Source organism: Pseudofrankia sp. DC12 (genome assembly GCF_000966285.1).
Classification (GTDB): domain Bacteria; phylum Actinomycetota; class Actinomycetes; order Frankiales; family Frankiaceae; genus Pseudofrankia.
Genome location: NZ_KQ031391.1, coordinates 4,023,550 through 4,035,982, shown reverse-complemented (window position 1 = coordinate 4,035,982; position 12,433 = coordinate 4,023,550). Strand labels below are relative to the sequence as shown.

The window sequence follows — 12,433 nt, the reverse complement described above, 5'->3', positions numbered from 1 at the left end:
AGTGTAGCTTCCTTGGCGTGATCCGTTTTGCGCGTGTTCTCGCGGCTAGCACCATGGCGCTGGCGATAGTCCTCGCCGGCTGCACGAGCCAGCGTGGCGGGGGATCCGGCGGCGCCGGTGGAACCGGCGCGACGCCGGCCACGACGCCGACCGGCGCACCGTTGCTGCTCGGCTACGTGACCGAAGAAAACAGCGCGCTCGGCTCGTTCCCGGAGACCCGGGTCGCCGCCCAGGCGGCGACGGCCTACGCGAACAGCGAGCTGGACGGGGTCAAGGGCCGGCCGATCAAACTCGTCACCTGTGCGACGAACGGCTCACCCGAGTCGTCCCAGGACTGCGCGAACAAGCTGGTCGCGCAGCACCCGGTCGCGGTGATCGGCGGGATCGACCTCGGTGCCGAGACCGCCATGCCGATCTACGAGCAGGCGCAGATCCCCTACGTGAGCGGGTCGCCGCAGCTCAACGGGGAACTCAACTCGAAGAACTCGTTCTCGTTGACCGGCGGTTCCGCGGCCGAGCTGCTCGGCATCGTGGACTACCTGACGGCAGTGAAGAAGGCGCACAGCGTGCACGCGCTTTACGTCGATCTGCCGGGACTGCTCACGATCGCGGTCAACTCGTCGAAGACCATCCTGAAATCCAAGGGCGTCACCGACATCCAGCTGCTGTCGGAGAAGTCCGACGCGGCCGACTTCGCGCCGGCCCTCAGCCATGTCGCGGCCGGGAACCCTGACGCGATCGTCATCGTCTTCCAGGCCCAGGCCTGCGCCCGGATCGTGCAGGCCGCCAGCGCGCTGGCCATCAAGACGCCGATGTACCTGATCGGTTCCTGCGCGACGCCGGCCGTCGCCAAGGCCGCCGGCGGGCGCACCGACAACCTGGTCTTCGCCTCCGGTTACCTGCCCCCGGCGGCGGACACGCAGGAGCCGGCCGCCGCCGAGTTCGCCAAGCGGGTGCCGACCGACCAGCAGACGTCCGGCTCCGAGGGCTCGTTCTCGTCGGTGCTGGTGGTGCGCGAGATGCTCGCCGACCTCCCGGACCCGACGCCGGCCGCGCTGGCCACGGCGCTGCGGGCCACCAAGGACCATCCCAACGTGATGGCCCATCCGTTCAGCTGTGACAGCAAGGCGATCCCGATCCTGCCGTCGATCTGCAACTCGGCGGTCCGCCTGACGACCTGGAACGGCAAGGGCTTCACCGACCTCACCGGCAACTGGATCGACGGCGGCCCGCTCGCCTCGGTGGTCACCGGCTGACCTTCGCCCCACCAGTCGTCGCGGCGGTCTGGCCCCAACGGGCCAGGCCGCCGCTGTACGTCGCGGCCCTCGGCCTGGCCGACGCGTCAATCGCCGCGGCCATTGGCCCAACCCGGCACGACCGGCTGATCGGCCGCGTTACGCTGTCGCCGGTTTCAGGGGGTGCGCCATCACCAGCGAGAGAGTCACGCCTCTCCAGTACGACCGTTTGTCGGAGGAGCACCGCGCCGGCGTCGAAGTCGCCGACGGCCGCATCGTCACGGCCGCCGCCGCGTCAACCCTGCGTCGGCGGACCGCCCGGATCATCGCCAACGCGCTCGACACAGCCGGTGGGACCGAGTGGAACGCCGACGTGGCAGTCGAGGTCCGGCTGACCGACGCACCGCTTACGGTCCGGCGCCCGGATGTCGTCGTCTACCGCGCCGACGCGATCAACACGAGCCCGATCCGCGCCCAGCACGTGCTCTGCGTCATCGAGCTGGTCTCCCGGGTCTCGCAGGCCACCGGCCGGATCGTGGGCGTGCACCGGTACGTGCGCGCGGGCATCAGCCACTACTGGCGGATCGAATGGTCGGCGACCGGTGTTCCCATCGCCTGCACCTACGTCCTCGACCCGGCCAGCCAGGCATATCACGAGGAAGCCATCTGCAGCGGCGTCGTGCACGTCACCGAGCCGTTTCCGGTGACGATCGATCTCACCCGGGTCTAGGCCGCCGCGCCGGTCAGCCCGTCGGCGCGGGGAGGGCCAGGCCTGATTTGCAGCAGGGCTGTCAGTGGCCGCCGCCGGTCCAGGGGCCGATTCCGCCGACGCGGTCGACGGAGATCGAGAGCACGTACCCTTCCGGCGGGTTCGGCATCGGCGGGTAGGTGGCGTCCGGCCCGAGGTAGACCTTCGCCAGGCGGTTCAGCAGCGCGGGGGCACCGCCCTCGTTGACCGTGGCCTTCCCGTGCACGATCAGGTACTCGGTCATGCCCGCCGCGTTCAGCACGCCGGTCTCGATCGTCAGCACGACCCGTGGGTCTCGCCGGATGTTTCGGATCTTCTGGTAAGCCGCCAGGTGGGCGGTGACGATGGCGTCCCCGTCCAACCCGATCCACACCACGCTCGCCTGGGGGCTGCCATCGGGGTTCAGGGTGACCAGGTGACCCAGATTGCCGCCGGTGATCACGGATCGCGCCTCGTCGGTCAGTGCGGCCACGTCGAGCCCCCTCGGGGTTAGGCAGGAAGCGGCGTCCGGATCAGCGGGCCGCTGTCCCCACAACCTAGAGCGCCCCGCCCGCGTTCCCGGTCGGCCGAGCCGCTCGGAAGCGGCCCGGCAGCCCGGCGGCCACTCCGCGCCTATCGACGGCCCAACCGCCGCGAGACGCGGGCTGTCCGCCCCAGGGCGCAGAAGTAGCGGCGGTGGATCTCCAGCAGGCTGGCGGCCTCTGCGCGCGACGCGACCTTCTCGGACTTGGTCTTGCAGTCAGGGCACAAGTAGTGGGCCATAGCGCTACTCCTCACTCGTCGATCCCCGGCGTGGCCGTCCTTGGCAGAGCTATTCCACCATTTCGAACCTCTCAGACCTCGGATACCCGGACAAACGTGGTTCGCGCCATGCCCGTCACCGAACGTGACCCGACTCGGTAGCGGCGCTGGGCGGCGGGCGGTCCCGCCCCTACCGTCTCGCTGGTCGGACCGCTGACCACCCGCATGACCGAGAGTCCTGGAAAAAATCTGCGGCGGATGTCGCCGGGGAACGGCCCTGGGGCCCACCCGAACCCGCCCGCCCATCGGCGGTCGAGGCACGCCCCAACCGTCCGTTGTCGGGCGAACATGCTTGCGGGGTCGGTGCCCCACGGTGGGCCGCGGCGATCCCCGCTCGACGTCGCGTCCGCACGATCTCCGCACCAGCCCCTACGCGGGCAACGTGCCTCTGGAACCGGAGGCCTGGAAATGACCGCGGCGGCGTCGGCTTTGCTCAACCGACGCCGCCGAGGGAAGGGCGGAGGCTCGGGGATTTGAACCCCGGATGGGCTGTAGACCCAAACCGCATTAGCAGTGCGGCGCCATAGACCGGACTAGGCGAAGCCTCCCAGCGGTGCCCGCCAATCATAGCGGTTCGGGCAGGGGGTGTGGCAGGCGGCAGGCGGGCGTTCACCAGGCACGGCGGGCCGGAGTCTGTCAAGCGAGGGGCCGAAGCGGGGGCGTCCGGTCTGGTTGGGTTCCGGGTGGCTTGGCCATAGCGTCCGCGGCCATGAGGGTGGTACTGACCGCGGTTGACCCGCTGCGTCGCGTCGGCGCGGACGTCCTGGTGGACACGGAGGACGACGCGACCGTCGGCGATGTCGGACGAGCGCTCGCCGGCTGCCTGCGTTCTGGCGCCAGCACCGGCGTTCCGGCTGGCGTGGCCGGCTACGACGCCGATCCGTGGGCGGTCTTCGTCGACGGGCACGCGGTCCACGCCGGCCTGAGCCTGAGCGGGTCGCCGCTGGTCGAGGGCTCGCTGGTGAGTCTCGGGTCTTCCGCGGGCTGCGCGACGCCCGGCGAGCCCGTCGGCCTGATCGAGATCCGGGTGGTCAGTGGTCCCGGCGCCGGGGTGGTGTATCGCCTCGGACCTGGAGAGTTCCTGTTCGGCACCGGCCGCGACTGCGCCGTGAGGCTGGCCGACCCCACGGTTGCCGCCGCTGCCCTGAAGCTCGTCGTCGGTGCGGACGGTTCCTGCGCCGCGCGCCCGGCCGGGGTGGGAGCCGCCTTCGACGAGGTGCTCCTCGACGGTGAGCCGCTGCCGGCGGCCGGGCAGCTGCTCGCGCTGTCCGCGGAGGACCCAGCCGCGGCTGAGGGGGGTCAGGCGGGCGGCGGGGGTTCTGTCCTGCCCCTGCTGGCGGTCGGCGCCGTGCTGCTCGCCGTGACGCTGCCGGAGCCACCCGACCTCGCGACCCGGCCGGCGGCGGAAGGGCGGTGGCTGGAGGTGAACCGGCCGCCCAGGCTGACAGCCTCGCGCCCGGCGACCAGCTTTCGGCTGCCGGTCCGCCCGACGCGACCCGAGCGGCACCCGGCCGGGGGTCTGATGGCACTCATTCCAGCGGTCGGCGCCGGGGCGATGGCGTTCGTGCTGCACACGTACTACGGGCTGCTGTTCGCGCTGCTCACCCCGCTCGGCATCGTCGGTGCACGGCTCAGTGGTGGGCGGCGAGCGCGGAAGACCTACCGACGCGCACTTGCCCGGCATCGGCGCGAGCTGGCGGACGTCGAACGGGCGGTCACGGCCGCGCTGGCGGCGGAGTGCGCGCAGCGGCGGGCGGCCTACCCGGACCCGGCCGACCTGCTCCTGACAGCCCTCGGCCCGCGGCGCCGGTTGTGGGAACGCCGTCAATCCGACCCGGACTACCTGCGGCTGCGGCTCGGCACCGCCGACCTGCCAAGCGAGCTGACAACCCTGGACCCGACAGCCCCGCAGGACCAGAGGGAACGGCACCGCACCACGCCGGACGTGCCGGTCACGGTGGCCTTGGCGCAGCGCGGAGTGCTCGGAGTCGCGGGCCGGGCCGGCTTTCCCCGCACGGTCGGCTGCTGGCTGACCGCCCAGGCGGCGGTGCTGCACAGCCCGCGGGATCTCGTCGTCTGCCTGCTCACCTGGTCCGGTGGGGAGGCCGACTGGGGCTGGCTGCGTTGGCTGCCGCACGCCCGCTCGACCGATGACACCACGGTCCTCCTCGGCGCGGACGAGGAGAGCAGAGCGAGCCGCATCGCCGAGCTGGTCCAGTTGATCGGGAACCGGAGCGCCGGCCGTGGTGTCCCTCTGGGCGGCTCTGCCACCGGCGGCCCGAGCCCGAGGGCGCGGCGCGCCGGCGAGCCGGAGGTGCTGGTCGTCCTGGACGGGGCGCGGTCGCTGCGCGCGTTGCCCGGGCTGGTGACGGTACTGCGCGACGGGCCGGCGGTCGGGGTGTACAGCGTCTGCCTGGATGACGACGTGCGGCTGCTTCCGGCCGAATGCCAGGCGGTGGTGGAGCAGTCGGCCGGTGGGCTGCGGATCAGCGAGGCGGGCCGGGCGAGCGTCGAGGACGTCCGGCCCGACCTGGTCGGCACGGCCGAGCCGGGCCCGGCAGAGCCGAGTCTGGCTGCACCGGTCGGCGCCGGCGCGGCGGCCTGGTGCGGCCAGGTAGCGAGGGCGTTGGCGCCCCTGCGCGACCTGCGCGGCGATCAGGACGAGGTGGCGCTGCCCGAGTCGGCCCGGCTGATGGACCTGCTGGGTCTCGAGTCGCCGACGGCGGCGGCGATCGCGGCTGGCTGGGCGGCCGCACCCGGCGGTCGCATGTCCGTCCCGATCGGGTCGGGGCTGGAAGGACCCTTCACGCTCGATCTGTGCCGTGACGGTCCGCACGGCCTGATCGCGGGCACAACGGGTTCAGGCAAGTCCGAGCTGCTCCAGTCGATCGTCGCGTCGCTCGCGGTGGCCAATCCGCCCGACGCACTGACGTTCGTGCTGGTCGACTACAAGGGCGGCAGCGCGTTCGCGGAATGCGCGAAGCTCCCGCACTGCGTCGGGCTCGTGACCGATCTGGACGGCCATCTGGTCGCACGGGCGCTGGCTTCGCTGAGGGCCGAGCTGCGCCGCCGGGAAAGGCTGCTCGCCCGGGTAGGAGCGAAGGACCACGAGGACTACCAGCGCGAGCTCGCGCGGAGGCTGGCCGGCGACGCGCCGCCCCGGCTGCCTCGGCTGGTCATCGTGATCGACGAGTTCGCCTCCCTGGCCCGCGACCTGCCCGACTTCGTCACCGGTCTGGTCGGGCTCGCACAGCGTGGCCGGTCGCTGGGCGTGCACCTGCTGCTCGCGACGCAACGGCCCGGCGGGGTGGTCTCGCCGGAGATCCGGGCGAACACGAACCTGCGGATCGCGCTGCGCATGACGGATGCCGCCGAGAGCATGGACGTGATCGACGCGCCGGACGCGGCGCGGATCTCGAGGGCGGTTCCGGGCCGGGCCTTTGCCCGGCTGGGTCACACGTCGTTGGTGCCGTTTCAGGCCGGTCGCGTCAGCGGCCGCGGTGCCCCGTCCGGGTCACGCGCCACGCCGGCCCGGGACCCGGACCGAGCCGGTCCGGACCCAGACTCGGCCGCGAGCAGCAGGCCGCACCGAGCGGCGCCACGGGTGACCGAACTGCCGTGGGCCGCGCTGGGCACACCCCTAGGGCACCGGACGCGACCGGCCGTGCCCGACGAGGACGGCGCATGCGACCTGACGCTGCTGGTCGAGCAGATCCGCGCGGGCGGCGCCCTGGTCGCCGTGCCACCGCAACACGCCCCCTGGCTGCCACCCCTACCCGAACGGATCACCCTCGACCGGCTGCTCGCTGACCACCACGAGCAGCCGTCCATGGCGGCGCCGGGGGCCGACGGCGCGACGAGAACCAGCGCGCGGCTGGCGCCGGTACCGCTCGGGCTGTCAGACTTTCCCGGCGAGCAGGCGCAACGTCCGTATCAGATTGACCTGGAGTCACCCGGCCATCTGATGATCGTCGGGGCGAGCAGGTCGGGCCGGTCAACCGCGCTGCGGACCTTCGCCGGCTCCCTCGCTGCCCGCGTCTCTGCGTCGGACGCCCACCTGTACGGGGTCGACTGCGGGAACAACGCGCTGCGGGCGCTCGCCGCCCTACCGCACACCGGAGCCGTGGTCAGCGCGGACGAGCCGGACCGGGTGGAGCGGCTCTTCCATCGGCTGAGCGCCGAGATCGCGGCGCGTCAGGAGGCCTTCGCCAGCCGTGGCTACGCGGATCTCGGCGAGCAGCGCGCCGCCGAACCGGGCGCCGCCCTGCCGTACCTCGTCATGCTGCTCGACAGGTACGAGGGATTCCTGGGGGCGTTCGAGGCCCTGGACAGTGGCCGCCTCGTCGACGACCTGGCCAGGTTGATCCGTGAAGGCCCCGCGGTCGGGCTGCGGGTCGTCCTGACGACGGATCGACGCGGTCTCGCCGGCCGGGTGGCCTCGGCGATCGAGAACCGGCTGGTGCTGAGACTCGCCGATCGGGCCGACTACCCGCTGGTCGGCCTCTCCAGCGCGGCGGTCCCGGACGGGCTGCCAGCCGGACGCGGCTTCCGCATCGGCGACGCCGCGGCGGAGCCGGGATCAGCCGGGAACATCCACGGCGGAACCAGCCCACCGGTCGAGACCCAGCTCGCACTGCTCGACCCGGATCCGTCCGGGCGTGGGCAGGTCGCGGCACTTGTCCGGCTGGGCGCCCACGCCGCGGTCCGTGATGGGCGCGCCCCCGGACCGGCGACCGGGCCGCGCACCGACCCCAACCAGCCGATGCGCCTCGACGTGCTCCCGGCCCGGCTCACCTTCGGTGAAGCCGTGGCTCTCACCGTCGCGCCGACCGCCGATCCGACCACGTCGACGGCGGCCGATCCGTCCCCGCGACGGCCGCTGGTGGGACTGGTAGGCGTGGGAGGCGACGAGCTGACCGCGCTGAGCGTCGACCTGACGGCGGACGGGCCGGGCTTCACCGTCGCCGGACCACCCGGCTCCGGCCGCAGCACGGCCCTGGTCACGCTGGCTTGGACGCTGTTGACGGGCGGAACGCGGCTGGTGCTCGTCACCCCTCGGCCGTCGCCGCTGCGCGCGCTCGCCGACGCCGCCCGAGTAGTAGGCGTGTTGGACGCGGACGCGAGTCCGGACGACCTGGACCAGCTGCTGCCTACCAGCAGCGGCCGCCACGAGCCGACGGCTCTGGTGATCGACGACGCGGAGCTGTTGGCCGACGGGCCGCTCGCCGCGTCGGTCGCGGCCTTCCTGCGGACCGCCCGCGACCGGCGAGCCGCGCTCGTCGTCGCCGGCACCACGGAGGAACTGCTCGGCCAGTTCCGAGGCTTTCTGCTCGACGCGCGACGCGGCCAGAGCGGGCTGCTGCTCTGGCCGGGCGGCCCGGCCGACGGCGAGCTGTTCGGACGGCGGCTGTCCTCCTGGGCCGGTGGACCGCGCCGCCCCGGCCGTGGCCTGTTCTTCCGGCGTGGCACGGCCACCCCGGTCCAGGTCCCAACACCGCCAGCACTGCCGGGCGGCGGGTCACGCGCCCGGATGACACCACCTGGCGACAGTCCGACACTCGCCCCCCGACGGCGCCCGACCGCCCAGATCGGGCCTGCCCCGCCGGGCCCAGTCCGCTGATCACCTCCCCCGCGAGCCGCCCCCCACGTCCTGGGCCCGACGACGCATTTCACTCCAGTTCCGAACGAACCCCTGCCCCCGAACGGCCAAGGAGCGGCCATGAGAACAGTGACGACCCCGGCGGCGCAGGCCGCGGCCCGTGGTCTCGGCGACGAGCTGCCCAGCCTCGCGGCCACCGCCGCCGACCTGCGCCGGTACTGCGACACGCTGGCGAACCCCCTGAACTGGGACGGCCCCAAGGCACGGGCCTTCCGCGCCCAGGTGTGGCCGGACATCGACACGACCCTGGCGAACCTGCGGGGCAGCCTCGACGAGCTGGCTCGCTCTGTCGCCGACGTCAACCGCCGCATCGCCGACGCGGGCGCCTGAGCTCGCACAGGGAGAAACAATGTCCACCTCGGGTTCGACCGTCCGCAGCACGCCGGAGGCCGTCGCGGCGGTCGGCGGCCTCGGTGCCCTCGTCAACGGGCCGCTGCTGCGCAACTTCGACGCGCTGCGCCGCCATGCCGCCGTGCTCGCCGACCCGGAGAACTGGGACGGCCGCGCCGCCACCGACTTCCGCTCGACGATCTGGCCGTCCTACCAGCGGACCCTCACCGACCTGCACACCCAACTCGACCGGCTGCGCGTCCGACTGGGTGAGATCCAGGACGACATCCAGAACGCGGGCTGAGTGCGATGTGGCACCGGCCGGGTTCGGGCGCCCCTCTGGCGAGATCGGGAACGGGTGTCGAAGCGGCGGTTCGGCGATGACCGTCAGGTTGGCTCCGCCGCGTCGACTGGCCGGCGGTCGGACGCGGGCGGCAGCGGGGACGAAGGCCCCGGCACGGCCGCGTCCCCTCTTGTCGGCAGATAGCGGGACAACGCACAGTAGTCAGAGCGTGAGAGGAGGGTCGCCGGTGGCGGTCTGGGGTGGCAGCGCGCCGGCTGGAGGCCGCCATGCCCGACCGGCCCAGCACGCGACACAGCCGGCGCCACCCGAGCCATCGACCCCCGCGGACGCAACACCTCCGGCGCTTCTCGACGCGGCTGACCCGGCTGCCGCCGAGCGGATGTGGGCCTGGCTCGCGCGTCCCGCGACCGGCCCGTCGCCCCTGCTGCCACGGCTGACCGCGTCCTGGCGATGGTGGCGCCAGCCGTCCGCCGACGACCCGGGCAGCGGTCCCGGCCAGGTGCCCGCGGCCCGGGCGGTCCGGCGGCCGCCCCTGGCGGACGTGCGCCGCCCCAGCACGACGGGGCCTGGCCACGGCACGAAACCGGGCGCGCGCGGCTCGGGCGGAGCTCCTCCAACCAACACTCCGGCCCCGACAAGTCGGCATCCTGAGACTGGCCGGTTGGAGCAGACCACCGACCAGCCAGGCCGCCCGAAGCGTGGTGCCTCGCTGCTGGCGGCCGGGCTGCTGGCCGAGCTGGCCGCGCGGCGGCCGACGATGCCCGCCCACTGGTTCCGTGGGCGCCGGGAGGAGTTGCTCCTAGCCGCCGACGTCGGCGCCGCGCGTTTCCTGGACGGCGCCACCCGGCTGCTGTCGGCCGAGCTGGCGGCGGTGGGGCGGCCGTTGCCGCCGGTGTTCGCGGCGACCCTCACGGAGGAGGCGCTGGTCCTGCACCTGGCGCCCGCCCCGGCCGAGCCGCCACCGGCGCCGTGGTGGAAGGCCGCGGCCGGGACCTGGCGGGTCGACAGGCTGGCCGACACCCCGGACGGGCTACCCCCTCGCCTGGCTGCCTCGATCCCGCCGGCGACCCCGGCGCCGTTTCCCGGGCTGGCGACCGTGGGGTTCGCCGCGGAGCGGGCCAGAGTTCTCGTGGATCTGGAGGGCGCGCCAGGCACCATCGCGATCGGCGGCCATCCGGCGCGGGCGCGGGAGATCGCGCTATCGATCGCCGTAGAGCTCGCCACCAACCGCTGGTCAGACGCACTACGGGTCTACCTGGTCGGATTCGGCGACGACCCCTCGGCGATCGCGCCGGGCCGGCTGCGCTCCGTGGAGACCGTCGAGGCCGCGCTTGCCGAGCTCACGACCCACCAACGGCGGCGGGCGAACGCCCAGTCATCCGGTGGCGGCCGAGCCCGGCCGGTGTTGACCGGCCGGCAGACGGCCAGAACCCAGGCGGTGTGGACGCCGGATCTGCTGGTGCTGGCCGAACCGCCGGACGAGGCAGCCGCAGCGTTGCTCGCTCGGTACGCCCACGGACGGGATCAGGCAGTCGGCGTGGTGGTGGTCGGCGAGACCCCGGCCGCGCGCTGGGTGTTCACCGCCTCGCGCGACGGCCGGCTCTCACTCGGCGTCCTGGGTCTCGAGGTGGCAGCACAACGCCTGCCTGCCGATGCCTACATGTCGATCATCGACATGTTCCGGTCCGCCGATCCCTGGCACGACCCGTCGACGCCGGCCGGCGTCCTCCCTGCCGCCGAGAACGCCGTCGGCGCGGTCAGCGGCTTCCAGGCCGGTTGGACGGCCAGAGCCAGCAGGCCGGACCACGCCGACATCCCCGCCCCCGTCGCCGAGCCGCCCACCGCACGACCACTCGCGGGTCCCCCCACCCGCCAGCCCCCGACGACTCCGGGCCCGTTCCTGCTGGTCCCGACCGCACCTCCACGACGGCCCGAGCCCGCCGCACCACCGCAACCGGCCGCACCGCCGGAGCCCTTCCTGCCCATCATCGTGGAGGTCGGGCAGACCGGTCCGCTTCCGCCGGTCACCGATCGGGCGACGGCTCCCCACCCGCAGAGCATCGCCCCCGCGGCCGGAACGCCGCCGCCGGACACGTCGCCACGGACGATGCCCCGAACCATCGCTCCAGCGACCCCGCCGCCGACCCGGTTCCCCCGCCCAGGCCAGCCCGCCGCGCGCGGACCGATCTCCATCTTGGTCCCGGCGTCGTCAGGGAAGCCCGGACGGCCGAAGCATGAGGGCTCCGCTCAGGACACCGGTCGGCCGCAGCCGGGTACCCCAGCCACCCGGCCACGGCCGTCGCCCGCCGGCCCGGCCTCGCCCCTCGATCTGCCGTGGGCCGCGGCGCCGGATGCTCGCTGGGCACAGCCACCGGACCCACCGGCGGACGTGGAGATCAAGGTGCTGGGCCATCCCGCGGTGAGCGCGCCCGGATGGCTACCGGCTGATCAGGTCGACGAACTGACCGAGCTCGTCGTCTATCTCGCGTTGAACCCGGCCGACCCACCAACGCAGATCCTGGCCGCGGCGCTCTGGCCAGCTGGAGCCTCGACCGAGATCGTCGCCGATGCGATTCACCGGGCCCAGGCCTGGCTCGGCGCGGATCCGCTCGGCCGCCCGCGGCTGCGGATCGTCGGCGACGGCCGGCCGCGGCTCGACCCTGGTGTCCGTTGCGACTGGCGGCAGTTCAGCGCCTGGGCCCGGCGGTCCGCAGTGCCCGCCGACCCGGCCGGCGCCGCAGGTCAAGCCGTCAGCGTGGCGGGAACCAGCGCCGGCGGGCCGGCGGTCGAACTCGCGGCGGCACTGCGACTGGTCTCAGGCCCGGTCCTGGCCGATCTTCCCGAGGGGCGGTACGGCTGGCTCAAGACCTCTGGCCTGACCGAACGGATTCGGGCAGCGGTCGTCGACGTCGCGCACCGTCTGTCCAGCCTCAGTCTCACGGCCGGCGACACGGCCATGGCCATGGCCGCCTGCCGGACGGGCCTGCGCGCCGCCCCGACGGCGGAGACGCTGTGGCGTGACCTGCTGCGCACCGTGGCCGCGCGCGGCGACCGCCATGCCCTCCAGGCTGTGGCCGCCGAGATGTACCGAGCCCTGCCGTCAGGGTCGGCAGCCCAGCGGGATCATCCGACGGCCCTGGGCCGCCGCCGTGTCGGCGACGCGGGCGCCGAGCCGGAGACGAACGAGCTGGTCCAGACTCTGCTACCCGGTTACCGCCCCCGCTGACGCGCCCCTCCGCCGGGGCCAGCGCGGAACGCAGCCGGCACGACAGAACGCACACCTCCGTACCGACTCGGACCACGGACTCCCGCGACCCGGCCGCCCTGTCGCCGGGCGCACGGCCGAGGTCCACATC

The 12,433-nt window shown here is 73.6% G+C and carries 8 protein-coding genes and 1 tRNA gene; 6 read left to right on the top strand and 3 right to left on the bottom strand.

All coding sequences use genetic code 11. The annotated features are described in order from the left end of the window. Nucleotides 1-53 precede the first annotated feature (53 nt). Both FRADC12_RS16085 and FRADC12_RS16080 read left to right on the top strand, forming a co-directional pair. The gene (locus FRADC12_RS16085) at nt 54-1,256 is read left to right on the top strand and encodes an ABC transporter substrate-binding protein (RefSeq protein WP_198152930.1); all 1,203 of its coding nucleotides are present in this window, start codon (nt 54-56) and stop codon (nt 1,254-1,256) included. Between the two features lie 208 nt (nt 1,257-1,464). After that, the gene (locus FRADC12_RS16080; RefSeq protein ID WP_232303837.1) at nt 1,465-1,965 is read left to right on the top strand and encodes a Uma2 family endonuclease; all 501 of its coding nucleotides are present in this window, start codon (nt 1,465-1,467) and stop codon (nt 1,963-1,965) included. 61 nt (nt 1,966-2,026) lie between these two features. Here the strand turns inward: FRADC12_RS16080 and FRADC12_RS16075 are convergent, their stop codons facing one another. The 3 genes from FRADC12_RS16075 to FRADC12_RS16070 form a co-directional block, all read right to left on the bottom strand. Next, nucleotides 2,027-2,455: a PPOX class F420-dependent oxidoreductase gene (locus tag FRADC12_RS16075; RefSeq protein ID WP_045877259.1), complete on the bottom strand. Its 429-nt coding sequence runs from the start codon at nt 2,453-2,455 to the stop codon at nt 2,027-2,029. A 140-nt stretch (nt 2,456-2,595) separates the two neighbouring features. After that, nucleotides 2,596-2,745 (bottom strand): hypothetical protein, encoded by a 150-nt coding sequence (locus FRADC12_RS32350; RefSeq protein ID WP_198152929.1) that lies wholly within the window; start codon nt 2,743-2,745, stop codon nt 2,596-2,598. A 497-nt stretch (nt 2,746-3,242) separates the two neighbouring features. Further along, a tRNA-Ser gene (locus FRADC12_RS16070) sits at nt 3,243-3,332 on the bottom strand. Between the two features lie 161 nt (nt 3,333-3,493). On the opposite strand from FRADC12_RS16070, the gene FRADC12_RS16065 reads away from it, so the two are divergent. The 4 genes from FRADC12_RS16065 (at nt 3,494) to FRADC12_RS16050 (ending at nt 12,303) form a co-directional block, all read left to right on the top strand. After that, complete coding sequence (locus FRADC12_RS16065; protein WP_084010836.1) at nt 3,494-8,404, top strand: FtsK/SpoIIIE domain-containing protein; 4,911 nt, start codon at nt 3,494-3,496, stop codon at nt 8,402-8,404. Nucleotides 8,405-8,503: 99 nt separating this feature from the next. Next, on the top strand, nt 8,504-8,773 hold the full coding sequence (locus FRADC12_RS16060) for a pyrophosphorylase (RefSeq protein WP_045877258.1): 270 nt from the start codon (nt 8,504-8,506) through the stop codon (nt 8,771-8,773). 19 nt (nt 8,774-8,792) lie between these two features. Continuing rightward, nucleotides 8,793-9,077, top strand: coding sequence for a hypothetical protein (locus tag FRADC12_RS16055; RefSeq protein ID WP_045877257.1), 285 nt, complete (start codon nt 8,793-8,795; stop codon nt 9,075-9,077). 661 nt (nt 9,078-9,738) lie between these two features. Then, the gene (locus tag FRADC12_RS16050; RefSeq protein WP_045877256.1) at nt 9,739-12,303 is read left to right on the top strand and encodes a BTAD domain-containing putative transcriptional regulator; all 2,565 of its coding nucleotides are present in this window, start codon (nt 9,739-9,741) and stop codon (nt 12,301-12,303) included. Nucleotides 12,304-12,433: the final 130 nt, after the last annotated feature.